Source organism: Microbispora hainanensis, assembly GCF_006874475.1.
GTDB lineage: Bacteria > Actinomycetota > Actinomycetes > Streptosporangiales > Streptosporangiaceae > Microbispora > Microbispora hainanensis.
The window spans coordinates 46453-60859 of record NZ_VIRM01000059.1 but is presented as its reverse complement, the minus strand read 5'-3'; the positions used below and the strand labels follow the sequence as shown (position 1 = coordinate 60859).

Annotated in this window: 13 protein-coding genes and 1 pseudogene; 8 read left to right on the top strand and 6 right to left on the bottom strand. The window is 73.5% G+C overall.

Annotation, left to right across the window (positions count from 1 at the left end; genetic code table 11):
* Nucleotides 1–49: 49 nt before the first annotated feature.
* The 5 genes from FLX08_RS33965 to FLX08_RS33945 all read left to right on the top strand — a co-directional run bounded on the left by FLX08_RS33965 (nucleotide 50) and on the right by FLX08_RS33945 (nucleotide 4947).
* A complete protein-coding gene (locus FLX08_RS33965) occupies nucleotides 50–484 on the top strand; it encodes an HAD domain-containing protein (protein ID WP_142624355.1) in 435 nt (144 codons plus the stop codon).
* Between the two features lie 110 nt (nucleotides 485–594).
* Nucleotides 595–978, top strand: coding sequence for a hypothetical protein (locus tag FLX08_RS33960; protein ID WP_142624354.1), 384 nt, complete (start codon nucleotides 595–597; stop codon nucleotides 976–978).
* Between the two features lie 115 nt (nucleotides 979–1093).
* The gene (pta, locus tag FLX08_RS33955; protein WP_142624353.1) at nucleotides 1094–3151 is read left to right on the top strand and encodes a phosphate acetyltransferase; all 2058 of its coding nucleotides are present in this window, start codon (nucleotides 1094–1096) and stop codon (nucleotides 3149–3151) included.
* A gap of 113 nt (nucleotides 3152–3264) precedes the next feature.
* Nucleotides 3265–4443: an acetate/propionate family kinase gene (locus FLX08_RS33950; RefSeq protein ID WP_142624352.1), complete on the top strand. Its 1179-nt coding sequence runs from the start codon at nucleotides 3265–3267 to the stop codon at nucleotides 4441–4443.
* A gap of 63 nt (nucleotides 4444–4506) precedes the next feature.
* Complete coding sequence (locus tag FLX08_RS33945; protein ID WP_244313096.1) at nucleotides 4507–4947, top strand: TIGR02611 family protein; 441 nt, start codon at nucleotides 4507–4509, stop codon at nucleotides 4945–4947.
* Between the two features lie 153 nt (nucleotides 4948–5100).
* On the opposite strand, the gene FLX08_RS33940 is transcribed toward FLX08_RS33945, so the two are convergent.
* From FLX08_RS33940 to FLX08_RS33930, 3 genes are all read right to left on the bottom strand, one after another.
* Complete coding sequence (locus FLX08_RS33940; protein ID WP_142624350.1) at nucleotides 5101–6273, bottom strand: M20 metallopeptidase family protein; 1173 nt, start codon at nucleotides 6271–6273, stop codon at nucleotides 5101–5103.
* Nucleotides 6274–6334: 61 nt separating this feature from the next.
* Nucleotides 6335–6655, bottom strand: a complete 321-nt coding sequence (locus tag FLX08_RS33935; protein ID WP_142624349.1) for a GroES family chaperonin — start codon at nucleotides 6653–6655, stop codon at nucleotides 6335–6337.
* A 62-nt stretch (nucleotides 6656–6717) separates the two neighbouring features.
* Nucleotides 6718–7317 carry an RlpA-like double-psi beta-barrel domain-containing protein gene (locus FLX08_RS33930; RefSeq protein WP_142624348.1) on the bottom strand — a complete coding sequence of 200 codons (600 nt, stop codon included), beginning with the start codon at nucleotides 7315–7317 and terminating at the stop codon, nucleotides 6718–6720.
* 350 nt (nucleotides 7318–7667) lie between these two features.
* On the opposite strand from FLX08_RS33930, the gene FLX08_RS33925 reads away from it, so the two are divergent.
* Complete coding sequence (locus FLX08_RS33925) at nucleotides 7668–8216, top strand: DUF1349 domain-containing protein (RefSeq protein ID WP_142624347.1); 549 nt, start codon at nucleotides 7668–7670, stop codon at nucleotides 8214–8216.
* A gap of 4 nt (nucleotides 8217–8220) precedes the next feature.
* Here FLX08_RS33925 and FLX08_RS33920 read toward each other — a convergent pair whose 3' ends face one another.
* Complete coding sequence (locus FLX08_RS33920; protein WP_142624346.1) at nucleotides 8221–8613, bottom strand: winged helix-turn-helix transcriptional regulator; 393 nt, start codon at nucleotides 8611–8613, stop codon at nucleotides 8221–8223.
* 97 nt (nucleotides 8614–8710) lie between these two features.
* Here FLX08_RS33920 and FLX08_RS33915 point away from each other — a divergent pair.
* A pseudogene (locus FLX08_RS33915) lies at nucleotides 8711–9358 on the top strand (NADPH-dependent F420 reductase); the annotation flags it as partial.
* Between the two features lie 4 nt (nucleotides 9359–9362).
* Here the strand turns inward: FLX08_RS33915 and FLX08_RS33910 are convergent.
* Entirely contained in the window at nucleotides 9363–10394 is a 1032-nt protein-coding gene (locus FLX08_RS33910) for an endonuclease/exonuclease/phosphatase family protein (RefSeq protein ID WP_142624344.1), read from the bottom strand.
* Between the two features lie 94 nt (nucleotides 10395–10488).
* On the opposite strand from FLX08_RS33910, the gene FLX08_RS33905 reads away from it, so the two are divergent.
* Entirely contained in the window at nucleotides 10489–11739 is a 1251-nt protein-coding gene (locus FLX08_RS33905) for an ArgE/DapE family deacylase (protein WP_142624343.1), read from the top strand.
* Between the two features lie 49 nt (nucleotides 11740–11788).
* Here FLX08_RS33905 and FLX08_RS33900 read toward each other — a convergent pair whose 3' ends face one another.
* Nucleotides 11789–14176, bottom strand: coding sequence for a helicase-associated domain-containing protein (locus FLX08_RS33900; RefSeq protein WP_142624342.1), 2388 nt, complete (start codon nucleotides 14174–14176; stop codon nucleotides 11789–11791).
* Nucleotides 14177–14407: the final 231 nt, after the last annotated feature.

The window sequence follows — 14407 nt, the reverse complement described above, 5'->3', positions numbered from 1 at the left end:
CGCTTAGAAGTTCGCCGGATTACGAGTGGTCTTCTCATACACCACGATCATGGACGCGGCCCAACGCGCACAGCTGGGTGCTTCACCAGGCTCGCGCCTGGCACGGCTCACCTTTGAGGTGGGGACTCGGCTGGCGGCGCTGCCCTGCGAACTCGTCTGGGCGACCACCTGGGAAGAGGAGGCGAATGCCGAGATAGCGCCCCGGATCGGGCTGCCGCGTTTGCCAGTGGTGAGCTGGCCGGAGCCGGCCGACCACCACACGCGTGAGGACCAGTGGTTCGGGCTCTGCTGGAAGACCCGGACCCTGGTGAACTGGGCGGGCGGCCGCCCGTTCGCCTGGGTAGACGACGAGATCACCGACGCCGACAGGGAGTGGGTTTCCGCGCACCACAGCGGCGGGGCTCTCCTTCACCACGTGGAGTCATACAGGGGACTCACCGGCGAAGACTTCGCCGCCCTCGATCAATGGCTTCGAGCCGTGTGAATCACCCGGGATCCACGTGTCCGACCTGTCCGCCCACGGCCTTTCGAGGCCGGGGTCGGGGCGGAAAAGGGTTGGGCTGGGACGGCGCAGGGGTGATCTAGTGAAGACCGTTGGTCGTACGGCACGAGATGGTCGCCGGTGAGCCGCTCGCGGCCTTCGACGCCGCGGGCGGACGGACGCTGGGCGCGTTCCTGCGGGCCCTGCACGCGACCGGCCCGGCGCAGGCCGTACGGCATGGCGCGCCGTCGGCGCGGGAAGCGCCCGCGCTCGACCTGGCGTGGGCGCTCCACGGCGCCCCGCCGGTGTTCGCCCGGGCCGTCGCGGCGGAGTACGGCGCCGCGCCGGATCTCGTCGAACGGGCACTGCTGTGGCATCGGCTCGGCCCGTGGCACGAGGTCACATACGGCCTCGACACCGGCGGCCCGGACACGGTGCGCAGCGGGCTCGAAGGCGTCCTCGCCCGCCTTCCCGCCGGGACCTGTGAGACCGCGTGACGGGTGGGAAAAGGCCCTATGGATGTGACCTTCGACTGGTATGTCCGTAGGGCCCGTCGCATAGCCTTTCCTGGGCGGGCCGTCGGGCCGCGCCTGGACAGGGGTGACTGCGCGAATGGCGATCGGGGTTTACGTCGCGGCCGGCGACGCGAGGAGCAACAAGGGCACGATCGCCCTCGGCATGATCGAGCTGCTGACCCGTCAGGTGGGCACGGTCGGCGTGTTCCGGCCGGTCGTCCGGCCGGGCCGCGAGGACAGCTTGATCAACACCGCGCGCAGCCGCTTCGGGATCGGCCTGCCGTACGCCATGTGCACCGGCGTCACCTATGAGGAGGTGCACGCCGACGAGGAGCGCGCGACCGGGGAGATCCTGGCCCGCTATCGGGCGCTCGCCGGGCGGTGCGACGCGGTCGTGGTGATCGGCACCGACTACACCGACGTGGGCGCGCCCACCGAGTTCGTGTTCAACGCGGAGCTCGCCGCCAACCTGGGCACGCCGGTGATGAACGTCGTCACCGGGCTCGACCGCACCCCCGACGAGATCGCCGCGGCGGTCGAGATGTCGCGCAAGGAGCTGGCCGAGCGGCACGCCACCGAGCTGGCGACGGTCGTCACGAGGGTCGCCCCCGGCCTGGTCGACGAGGTCGCCGCCCGCGTCCCCGCGTACGTCCTGCCGGAGGTGCGGCGGCTGTCCGCGCCGACGGTGAGCGACCTGATGGCGGCCTGCGACGGCGAACTGTTCATGGGCGACGCCGACCAGCTCGGCCGGGAGACGGGCGGGCTGATGATCGGCGCGATGTCGCTGCCGAACATCCTGGAGCGCCTCACCGAGGGCCTGGCGGTCGTCGTCCCCGCCGACCGGGCCGCCGCGCTGGTGCCGGGGCTGCTGGCCGCGCACAAGGCCCCCACGTTCCCCGCCCTGTCGGCGATCATCCTCAACGGCGGGCTGGAGCTGCCGGACGCCGTCGTCCGTCTCCTGAAGGGCATGGACATCCGGCTGCCGATCATCACGACCGGCGGCGGCACGTTCGAGACCGCGACCAAGCTGTCGAAGGCCGAGGGCCGGTTCAGCCCGGACGCCAAGGGCAAGATCGACACCGCGCTCGGGGTCTTCGCCGAGCACGTCGACGGCGGGGCGCTGCTGCGCAGCCTGCAGGTCACCAAGGCCGCCGCGATCACCCCGCTCATGTTCGAGTATGACCTGCTGGACCGCGCCCGCGCCGACCGCAGGCACATCGTGCTGCCGGAGGGCACCGAGCCGCGGATCCTGCGCGCCGCCGACAGCCTGCTGCGCCGGGGCGTCGCCGAGCTGACCCTGCTGGGCGACGAGCGCGAGATCCGGCTGGCGGCGGCCACGATGGGCCTGGCCGTCGACGGCGCCCGCGTGGTCAGCCCGTTCGACCCGGAGCTGCGCGAGCTGTTCGCCGAGGAGTACGCCCGGCTGCGCGCGCACAAGGGCGTGACGGCCGGGCAGGCCCGCGACATCGTCACCGACGTCTCCTACTTCGGCACGATGATGGTGCACCTCGGGCTGGCCGACGGCATGGTCTCGGGCGCCGCCCACACCACCGCCCACACGATCAGGCCCTCGTTCGAGATCATCAAGACCTCGCCGGGCGTCGGCGTCGTGTCCAGCGTGTTCTTCATGTGCCTGGCCGACCGCGTCCTCGTGTACGGCGACTGCGCCGTGGTCCCCGATCCCACGGCCGCCCAGCTCGCCGACATCGCGATCTCGTCGGCCGCCACGGCCGCCAGGTTCGGGGTCGAGCCGCGCGTGGCCATGCTGTCGTACTCGACCGGCGAGTCCGGGGCGGGGCCCGAGGTGGACAAGGTGCGCGAGGCCACCGCGCGGGTGCGCGAGCTGCGGCCGGACCTTCCCGTCGAGGGCCCGATCCAGTACGACGCGGCGGCCGAGCCGAGCGTGGCGCGGACCAAGATGCCCGGCAGCGCGGTGGCCGGGCGGGCGACGGTGTTCGTGGTGCCCGACCTCAACACGGGCAACAACCTCTACAAGGCCGTGCAGCGCAGCGCCGGGGCGGTCGCGATCGGGCCGGTCCTGCAGGGCCTGCGCAAGCCGGTCAACGACCTGTCCCGCGGCGCGACCGTGGGCGACATCGTCAACACCGTGGCGATCACGGCCATCCAGGCGCAGGCGCACGGGGAAACACAATGAGCGCGCAGGCGCGGGAGGAGACAGGGTGAGCGCGCAGGCGCGAGAGGAGACAGGGTGAGCGCGCAGGCGCGGAGAAGGTGCACGGTGAGCGCGCGGGCGCGACGGGAGGCACAGTGAGCGGGGAGGTCCTCGTCCTCAACACGGGGTCGTCGTCCATCAAATATCGCCTCATCGACATGGGGTCGCGGCGGGCCGTGGCCGGTGGGCTGATCGAGCGCATCGGCGAGGACGAGAGCGTGCTCACCCACGACGGCGTACGGACCGAGCGCCGGGTGGCCGACCACGAGGAGGGGCTCAAGGCGGTGCTCGCGGCCTTCGCCGAGCACGGGCCGCCGCTCGACGGCGTGACCGCCGTGGGCCATCGGGTCGTCCACGGCGGCAGCCGGTTCGTCACGCCGGTGCTGATCGACGACGAGGTCGAGCGGGCCATCGAGGAGATGGCGCCGCTGGCGCCGCTGCACAACCCGGCGAACCTGGAGGGGATCCGGGTCGCCCGGCGCGCCTTTCCCGGCCTGCCGCACGTCGCGGTCTTCGACACCGCCTTCCACGGCACGATCCCGCCGCACGCGTACACCTACGCCGTCCCCCGCGAGTGGACCCGCAAGTTCGGCGTGCGCCGCTATGGCTTCCACGGCACCTCCACGGCGTACGTCTCCCGCAGGGCGGCCGCGCTGCTCGGCCGGCCGTACGACGAGGTGAACTCGATCGTGCTGCACCTCGGCAACGGCGCGAGCGCGACGGCGGTGCGGGGCGGGCGCAGCGTGGACACCTCGATGGGCATCACCCCGCTCGCCGGGCTGGTGATGGGCACCCGCTCCGGGGATGTCGACCCGGCTCTGGGCGCTTACCTCGGCCGGGTCGCGGGCATGGACCTCGGCGGAGTCGACGCGGCGCTCAACAAGGACAGCGGCCTGCTCGGCATGTGCGGCGCCAACGACATGCGGGAGGTGTGGCGGCTGGCCGATTCGGGCGACGAGGACGCCCGGCTGGCGCTCGACGTCTACGGCTACCGCGTGCGGGCCTACATCGGGGCCTACTACGCGGCGCTCGGCCACGTGGACGCCCTCGTCTTCGCCGGCGGTGTGGGGGAGAACAGCCCCCGGGTCCGCGCGCTCGCGACGACCGGGCTCACCCGGCTCGGCATCGAGGTCGATCCCGATCGCAACACCGCCGAGTCGGCGGAGGCGAGGGTGGTCTCACCGGAGGGCGCCGAGGTGGCGGTGCTGGTGGTGCCCACCAACGAGGAACTGGAGATCGCCGAGCAGACCGCCGCCTGCCTCGGGGACGCGTGAACCCGCCGATCGCCGCCGCGTTCGCGCGCTGGCTATCGTTGGCAGCGAATGGGGGTGAGCCGTGTGGCGACGGCTGAGGACAGTCGTGCGGGTGGACACGAGGAGACCGCCGATCCGCCAGGCCGGCTCGATCGGATCCGCGCGACTCCCGCGGGCCGGTTGACGCTGCGGATCGTCATCGGGGTGATCGGGGCGGCGCTCGTGGTCACCGGTCTGATCATGGTGCCCTTTCCGGGGCCGGGCTGGCTGGTGGTCTTCGCCGGGCTCGCCGTGCTGGCCACGGAGTTCACCTGGGCGTCGCGGCTGCTGGAGTTCGCCAAGGACAAGGTCAAGGCGGCGACCGGCTGGCTGAAACGGCAGAACTGGTTCGTCCGCATCATCGCGGGCGCGCTCACCCTGCTCTGCGCCGCGGCCATCGTCTGGGCGTCGGTCCGGCTGACCCTCGGCATCGACCTGATCCACGAAGCCCGCGATCTCCTGACCGGGCCCCCGTTGTCGACCTGATCGGTGTCGGCCTGGTCCACGAAGCCTGCGATCTCCTGAGCCGGCCGCGGGTGTCGACCTGATCGGTGTCGGCCTGATCGGTGTCGGCCTGATCGTTGTCGGCCCGATCGGGTCGGCCCGGTCCAGGAGGCCCGCGACCTCCCGGGCCGGCCGTCAGACGCGGGCCAGCCTGCGGATCGCGAGCTCGCCGAGCAGCGTCGCGCCGTCGGACAGGATGGCGTCGTCGAACTCCGCCTCCGCCGAGTGGTTGGCCGGGGCGGTGGCGAGGTCGCGGCCGGGCGGGCAGGCGCCGACCACGAGGAACGCCCCCGGCACCTGCTCCAGCACGTACGAGAAGTCCTCCGAGCCGGTCGCCGGGGTCGGCAGCGGGAAGTAGCGGTCCTGGCCGAGGGTCTCCCGCACCGTGTGGGCGGCGAACTCCGCCTCGGCATCGTTGTTCACCGTCACCGGATAGCCGATGCCGAATGCGCAGTCGACGGTGAGGCCGTGCGCCTCGCCGATGCCGCGGGCGAGCCTGACCAGGCCCTCCCTGACGCGGTCGCGTGCGCCGGCCGAGAACGTGCGCACGGTGGCCTCGAAGACGGCCTCGTCGGGGATGACGTTGTCGGTGGTGCCGGCGTGGAAGCTGCCCACGGTCACCACGACCGGGTCGAACACGTCGTAGCCGCGGGTCACGTGGGTCTGCAGGGCCGTCACGATCTCGCAGGCGGCGGGGATCGGGTCGAGGGCACGGTGCGGGGAGGACCCGTGGCCGCCTCTGCCGCGGACGGTCACGGTCAGCGTGTCGGCCGCGGCCAGCACGGGCCCGCTCCTGGTCAGGAACAGCCCGCGCGGGATCGTCGTGGCGAAGACGTGCATGCCGTACGCCGCGACCGCCCTGGCTCCGGCCGCGTCGAGCACGCCCTCCTCGATCATCAGCCGGGCGCCCTCGTCACCCTCCTCGCCGGGCTGGAACATCAGCACCACGTCTCCGGCGAGGTCGGCGCGGCGCTCGCTGAGCAGGCGGGCGGCCCCCACCAGCATGGCCGTGTGCAGGTCGTGGCCGCAGGCGTGCATGCGGCCGTCGAAGCGCGACCGGTAGGGCACGTCGGTCTTCTCATGCACCGGCAGCGCGTCCATGTCGGCGCGCAGCAGTACGGCGGGGCCGGGACGGCCGCCGCGCAGGACGGCGGTCACCGACGACAGGCGCTCGCCGGTGGTGATCTCCAGGGGCAGGCCGTCGAGCGCCGCGAGCACCTTCTCCTGCGTGCGGGGCAGGTCGAGGCCGAGCTCCGGCTCCTGGTGCAGCGCGCGGCGAAGCTCGACGAGGTCGTCCTGAAGGGTCATGGCTCACCTTGGCGCGAGGGGGGCGGGAGGGGGCGGGAGGCCGGAGACAGCGGCCGTGGGGTCAGAGGTAGAGGCCGGTGCCGTGGTCGGTCTGCTGCGTCGCCACGGCGTGCAGGTCGCGCTCGCGCAGGACCAGGTAGAGCTGGCCGTGGACCTCCACCTCATACTGGTCCTCGGGGTTGAACAGGACCTTGTCGCCGGTCTTGACCGACCTGACGTTGGCGCCCGCGCCGCACACCTCGCCCCAGACGAGCCGGTTGGCCATCTTGACCGTGGCCGGGATGACGATGCCCGCGCTGCTGCGCCGCTCCTCGGAGTCCCGCTGAACCCTGACCATCACGCGGTCGTGGAGCATCTGGATCTCGAACTTCGGGTCAGCCACGCTCGCAGTTTACGCGCAGCGGCCCGGGGCGCCGTCATCGGAGGTGCACGTCCGCCCGGTGGTCAGCGGCGGCCCATGGCCAGCTTGTAGCCCGTTCCTGAGCGGCGGTAGACGCCGCCCTTGCCCCACTTCAGCACCTGGAACCGTACGTGCACGGTGTTGGAGGCGACGCCCGTCAGGTCGGCCATCATCCTCTCGGACAGGTCGACGATCGCCGGGATGTCGTGCTGGGCCACGGCCCACTCGGCCGGGCCGAAGTCGTCGACGACGCCGATCGCGCTCTTCTTCTTGTACGTGATCCGCACCCTGGTGCCGAGGGGCCAGTAGGGGCTGGCGATGGTCCGGTAGCGCATCGGCTTGCCCGAAGCGGTCTGGGCGTCCCAGAAGGACGTGGCGGTGGCGACGCCGGAGGGCATGGAGGCGGCCTTCCTCGCCTTGACGTACGCCGTGCGGAGGGCCGCGTTGAACGCCGCGCCCAGGGCGGCCAGGTCGCCGGGGATCGGGCGGGCGGTGTCCGGGGAGGCGGCGGACGCCGCCGGGGGGACCGGCGCGGGGGATGGAGCCTGAGGGATCACCGAGGCGTCCGCGGCGGTGGCCGCGCCGGCGACGAGTGTGGTTCCGGTCATCGCCATGATGATCACCTGACGGGCTCGCTTGCGCATGAGGTTCCTTTCGTCTCGATCGCGGGGGCGGCCCTCGGGGGAGCGGGGCCTCGCGTCGTCGAGGAGTCCCGGCCGGCGGGCTCCGCACGCGCGCCCGCGCATGGCGGAGCAGCCCTCGGAAGGGAGGAGGAAGGCTCCGGAAGCGGGCCGCGCGTTCCCTGGGGAAGGGGATACGACGGTTTTGCGATGAACGGGATTTACAGGGGCAAAAGGTGATGTGAGGCACGAGTATAAGGAAAGAGTGAGTAAAGTGGACAAATCGATCTAAATACCAGGTAGATCGTCCTTGACGCGGGCGCCCGGAAGGGCTCTCATAGCAAGATCAGTCAAAGCGACGGCAGGGGACCGGCATGGCGTTCGACGACTTCACGTGGATCAACGAGCCCGCCGAGTGGTCGCGGTCGGGGGAGGGCCTGCGGGCCGTCGCCGGCGCCCAGACCGACCTGTGGCAGCGGACGCACTACGGCTACTCGTACGACACCGCCCACATGTTCGGCCGCCAGGTCGCCGGGGACGCGCGGCTGACCGTGACGTTCGAGGCCGGCTACGCCGAGCAGTACGACCAGGCCGGGGCCGTGCTGCGCATCGACGAGGAGAACTGGATCAAGGCCGGGGTCGAGTTCGTCGACGGCGGCCACCAGCTCAGCGTCGTCGTCACCCGCGGCTTCTCCGACTGGTCGGTCACGCCCGCGCCCGCCGGGCTCGTCTCCGCGACGTTCGACCTCGAACGAGCGGGCGACGCCGTGACCGTCCTATACGGCGTGAACGGCGCGGAGCCGGAGCACCTGCTGCGCCTGGCCTACTTCCCGCCGCAGGAGCCGGCGCTCGCCGGGGTCATGTGCGCCGCTCCCGTGGGCAAGGGCTTCGAGACCCGCTTCACCCGCGTGTCGCTCAGGTAGCCCCTCACGCGCCGGTGAGGCGCTCCCGTCCGCGTGCCGTGTGCCGCTCCTGGGCGTCCAGCACGGCGTCTCCGTAGCGCACGGCCCACTCGCCCATCGCGCGCATGGGGGCGAGCAGGGCCGTGCCCGCCTCCGTCAGCGCGTAGTCGACGCGCGGCGGCGCCTCGGCATACGCCCGGCGTTCGACCAGGCCGTTGCGCTCCAGGCGGCGCAGCGCCTCGTTGAGGACCTTGGGAGAGATCCCGCCGATCCGGGCGCGCAGCCGCCGCGGCCGCATCGGACCGGCCTCGCCGAGCGTGAAGACCACGACGCTGTCCCAGCGGTTCGCGAGCACCTCGAACGCGAGGCGCGCCCGGCAGTCGGAGGTGTACGCGCGCTCGCCGGGGAACTCGTCCATGGCCTCATCCTGCCCGGTGCGAAGGACACCGTGTGGTGTGCGTCGGCCGCTCTAGCCTCAGGGGCCGTCACCTTGTTCGTACGGAACGGAAGAAGGCACCATGCGCATCGGCATCCTCGGCACCGGCGCGATGGCCACGGCGCTGGGCGGCGCCTGGGCCCGCGCCGGGCACGACGTGCTCGTCGGCGGACGCGACCGGGCCGCGGCCGCCGCCACGGCGGCCCGCATCGGCGGCGCGAAGGACGGAACGCTCGCCGACGCGGCGGCCCACGGCGAGCTCGTCCTCGCGGCGGTTCCCGCCGGGGTCGCGCCACGGCTGGTGGACGCTCTCGCGGACGCCCTCGCCGGGCGGACCGTCGTCGACTGCTCGAACCCCCTTGAGCCGGGCGATGACGGCCCGGTGCTGACGACGGGCGGCACGACCTCGGTCGCCCGGCTGATGGCGGACGCCGCGCCGGACGCCCACGTGGTCAAGGCGTTCAACCTGTGCCACGACAGCGTCTGGACGCTGCCCCGGCCGGTGTTCGACGGAGCGCCGCTGGCCGTGCCGTTCTGCGGCGACGACCCGGCGAGCCTCGGCAGGACCGCCGCGCTGATCACGTCGATGGGATGCGAGCCGATGCCCTGTGGTGGGCTGTCCCGCGCGGTCTACGTCGAGGCCGCGGCGGCCTTCGCGATCGGGGCGTGGTGGTCCGGGGCGGAGCCGCGGTTCGCCTTCCCCGCCTCCGAACGGGCCCCGCGATAACGCATCAGGCGTCGGTCGTGGGCAGGACCAGCTCGGCGAAGATCGCCCGGTGGTCGGTCTCCGGCAGCCGGTGGACGCCGAACGCCCGCACCGCGACGCGCGGGTCCACCAGGACGTGGTCGATCGTGACGGGCGGCACCGGCAGGCCGCCGAAGTCCGACGACCTCCGGTAGGGCCAGGTGCCGGCCAGGCCCTTGCCGGTCGCGTCGGCCGCGTCCCGGTAGCCCGCGTCGAGCAGGCGCCGGACCCGGGCGTGGTCGAGCGTCGCGTTGAAGTCGCCCGACAGGATCCGTACGGGCCCGCCCGGGGCGGGCAGTGAGGCGAGTGAGCGCGACCAGCACCTGAACCGGAACGCGTAGCGCGGCGCGCACGGGTGCACGGACACGATGGAGACGGATCCCGCGCCGGGCACGTCGACGATCCCCGCCGCCTGCCGGCGGCCGTTCACCGTCGTGAGCTCCTCCGGCCGCAGGGGGAACCGCGTGAAGAGCCCGGAGCCGCTGGAGCCCTCCTCGGCCCGGTCGTCCGCGTACGGCAGGAGCGCGCGCAGGCCCGCCGCCCGCAGGCCCTCCGACGCCTGCGGGGTCAGCTCCTGCAGCGTCAGGACGTCGGGGCGCAGCCGCCGCACGAGGTCCACCAGCGCGGCGGGCGGCACCGAGCCGTAGAGCAGGTTGGCCGACAGGATCCGCAGGGCCGGGCCCGCGTCCCCGGCCGCCCGCACTCCGGAGCCGGCCGAGACGCGCGTGGACGGGTCCGACAGCGCGCGCGGCAGCACGCAGGCCGCGAGCGTCGCGGTGACCGCGAGGCCCGCGACCAGCGCCGCCGGACGCCGCACGAGCAGCGCGACCAGCGGCGCGACGACCGAGGCGAGGGCGACGTACGGCGTGAACGCCACCAGTTGCACCCACCGGAAATGGACGTCGCCGGGCACCAGCCGCAGCACGGCCCACAGCGCGAACGGAGCGACCGCCGGCCACGCGATCAGGCCGCGCCAGACCCCCGGGCGGCCCACCCAGCCGGCTGTCAGTCTCCCCATCCCGGACTCCTTCCTGAAAGATCCACCGTACGACGGAATGCACGTGCATTCCGGGGCTCCACGCCGGTCGGCGGCAGGCCGTACAGTCTGCGCCATGGATGTCGAAGCAAGAGTCCTGGACGCCATCGACGAGGCGGAGACCGTGCGCCTGCTGGCCGACCTGGTGAGGGTGCCGAGCGTCACCGGCACCGACGCCGAGTCGGACCTGCAGGACAGGTGCGCCCGCATGCTCACCGAATGGGGCCTCGACGTCGACATGTGGAAGCTCGACCTCGACGATCTCCGCTCCCGCGAGGGGTTCCCCGGCACGGAGGCGGAGCGCGCCGAGGGATACGGCGTCGTCGGCGTCACCGAGGGCGAGGGCACCCCCGCGCTGATCCTCCAGGGGCACGCCGACGTCGTGCCGATCGGCGACCCGGGCAAGTGGGAGGGGCAGGACCCCTTCGGCGCCCGCCTCACCGCGACCACCCTGCACGGCCGGGGCGCCTGCGACATGAAGGCCGGTCTCGCCGCCAACCTCGCCGTGGTGCGCGCCTTGCGCGCGACCGGTGTGCGGCTCGCGCGCCCCCTGGCCGTCCACTGCGTGGTCAGCGAGGAGGACGGCGGGCTCGGCGCGTTCGCCACCCTGGCCAGGGGCCACACGGGGGAGGCGGCCGTGATCACCGAGCCGACGAGCGGGAAGCTGATCACCGCCAACGCCGGGGCGCTGACCTTCCGCCTGGAGGTCGCCGGCCGGGCCGCGCACGGCGCCACCCGCTATGAGGGGGTCAACGCCGTCGAGGCGTTCGTGCCGGTGCTCCAGGCCGTCCGGCGGCTCGAACGCGAGCGCAACGCCGATCCGGACTCCCTGTTCGCGGGCAACCCGCTGCCGTACCCGATCGAGATCGGCACCGTCCGCGCGGGCGACTGGGCGAGCACCGTGCCCGACCTGCTCGTGGCCGAGGGCCGGCTGGGCGTGCGGCTCGACGAGGACCCGGCCGACGCCCGCGCCGCCCTGGAGAGCGCCCTCGCCGACCTGGACGACCCCTGGCTGCGGGACAACCCCGTACGCGTCACCTGGCCGGGCGGGCAGTTCGCCAGCGGCCGGCTGCCCGAGGGGCACCCGCTGGCGGAGGAGGCGGCCCGGGCGGTGGCCGACGTGACCGGGGCGCGGCCGGGACGCACCGCCGCGCCGTACGGGAGCGACCTGCGCCTGTACGCGGCGGCGGGCGTGCCGAGCCTGCACTACGGGCCGGGCGACGTCCGGTTCGCACACGCCCCGCGTGAGCAGGTCGACCTGCGGGAGCTCCGCGACGTCACCCGCGCCCTGGCCCTGCTCGTCCTGCGCCGCTGCGGCGTCCGCTGACCGTCGTTCGCCGATCGTCGTTCACTGTTCGTCGTTCGCCGAGGGCGGGTCAGCAGTCGGCGGTGACCGAGGCGATCTCGTTGAGCGGAAACTCCAGGTAGTCGCCGGCCTCCTCGCACCACGCGTCGAGCACGCCGCTGCGCAGCTCGCCGTGGCTGACCGTGGCGGTGACCCCGTCGGCCAGCGTGATCATCGCGCGGACGTCGCGGTCGACGACGAAGCCGAGCAGCGACTGCTGCGCCGCGGGCAGCCGGGTCGCCATGCGCCCGATGACTGCCCAGGTCTGGCGGGGCTGCGCCGTCGCCGCCACCGGGCCGCCGCTGACGAGCAGCCGCCTGGCGTGCTCACGCGGGTCGGGCGGGGGCTCCAGCAGGGGTCCGGAAGGTTCGAGCTCGGCGACCCGCCCACCGGGCAGGAGGATCAGCCGCCCGCCCTGCGGCTCGCGCCGGACGGTGATCTCCCCGGTGTCGTCCACCGGCACGGGGGCGTAGCCCGCATCCCTGAGGGCGGCCAGCGTGGCCGCGGCGGGCGCCGCACCCGCGAGCACGGTCGGCGCCAGCAGCCGCAGGCCCAGCTTGGCCAGTTTGCGGTGCGCGGCGATCTCGGCGAGCAGCGCGGGGTCGGAGCCCTGGACGATGCAGCCGACCGACGACACCGTGACCTCGCCGTGCCGCCGCGCCACGTCCCTGATCAGGTAGGTCAGCGGCTGGGGGAGCGTGCCGGCCTCAGACAGGTCGGCGATGAGGGTGTCGGCCGTGTCCCCGCCGTCCAGGGCCCGCCGTACGCTCGCGGGGCTGAACCGCCAGACCGACGCGGTGCCCTGCGACTCGCGGTCGGCCGCCCGGTCGAGCAGCGCGGCGAGCTCGACCGACGGCGGGCCGGTGACCACGGCGGTGAGATCGGCGCCGAACAGGGCCGTGCGCTGGGCGCTCGCCATGGCGTGCGTGGCGGCCTTCGCCAGCGCGGGGTCGTGCTCGACCTCGGGCACGCATTCGCGCGTCTCGTCCCCGGCCACGGCCGCGAGCGGGGCCAGGGCCCGGCCCAGGGCGGTGAGCGTGTCGCAGGCCACGAGCCCCAGCAGGCGGGCCTCGGCGAGCACGGCCGCCGCGCAGCCGTCCAGCAGTTCGCGGTCGAGCAGCGGGGCGCGCCAGTGCACCCGCTGCACGAGCTCCGGCAGCGTCGCGAAGGCCCTGCCCTCCGGGATCTCGGCGAGCGCCGCGAACAGGGCCCACCGGATCCTGGCGATCGTCTCGCCGGCCGGGTCGTCGCCGAGTGCGGCGGGGTGGCGGCCGTCCACCCGGCGCAGCGACGAGCGCTCCATCCGCCACCACGCGGCCAGCAGGACGCGCAGCCGCGTGGGCGCCTCCTCCAGCCGCCACGCGTCGTAGCGGGCGGCCGGCGTCAGCCCGCCCGCCTCCTCGTCGATCGAGATCAGCCGGGCGACCGCGCAGACCTCGAGCAGCAGCCGGGTCTCGTCCTCGGCGCAACCGGTCTCCCTGGCCAGGCGCTTGATCTCCCGCACGCCGACCCCGCCGTTCTTGAGCAGCGGCAGCGGTGTCTTGTCGACGTTCTCCAGCAGCGCCGTGGCCCGGTCGAGCACGTGCGGCGCGGCCAGGCACATGGCGTGCTCCACGCCGTCGGCCTCCGCCTCGGCCGTGGCCAGGTCGGGCGGGTAGGGCGTGAACGGCCCGCGATAGTCGGGCCCGCGCAGCGCCAGCGCGACCTCGCGGGGCATCTCCGCCAGGTCCCACTGGGTGCGGAAGAGCAGGCCGCGGTCGAGGGCCCACTTCTCCGGCGTGCCCGGGGTGATGAACCGGTTGCCGTTCACGCTGCGGACCGGGCCGTCCCAGGCGAAGTCGTCGAGCATGCCGAGCGTGCCGTCGGGGGCGTCGTCGAGAAGCGCCCCCAGCCGCTCGCAGTCGCCGAGCAGTGCGGTGATCCGGGCGATCACCTGGCGTCTGCCGCCGTGCGGGGACAGGTCGAGCACCCGGCACATGCGGCGCAGCGCGTCGGTGCTGAGCTTCCAGGAGTCGAGGTAGGCGCCGAGCGGCTCGCCCAGGCCGCAGGGCGCGGTCCACCAGCGGGCGACGGCGCCGGCCGCGGTGATCCTGCCGTCGCGGCCGGGCCAGGCGACGGCGTGGTCGTACAGATGGTCGAGCCAGGGGATCACCGCCGAGGTGCTCACCCCGAGGAACCGGGCCAGTTCGTCCTCCGTCGGACGGCCGCCGATGACCAGGCACGCCTGCAGGAGTTCGAGCGGGGGGAGGGGGAGGCCGCGCATGACCTCCATGACGGCGAAGGTGTCGGTCAGACGCTGCGCGAGAGCGTCCAGGCGCCGGGGCCACGGCGCGGCGATCGCGTCCGGCCGGTTGGCCAGCACTCGGGCGAGCCTGTCTTCGTCAAGACTGGTCAGCCAGCCGATTAGGTGATCGTCCATCGTAGATCTCTCGGGAGTCCCAGGAAGCCACCGTAGTGCAGATCACCGTCGTGCCGGGGTCCGTGGGCGAACAAAGAGCGCAAAGTCACGGATCCCGAGATCACGATATTTCTCCGCCGATCGCTGGGGAACGAGCACGACGCCGGGCCGTCACGGCCCGCGCTCAGCCCATCATCGCGCGCCGCGCCCGGCCTCAGGGGCGGTTCCGGGGAATCCGGGCCGCCGGCCGGA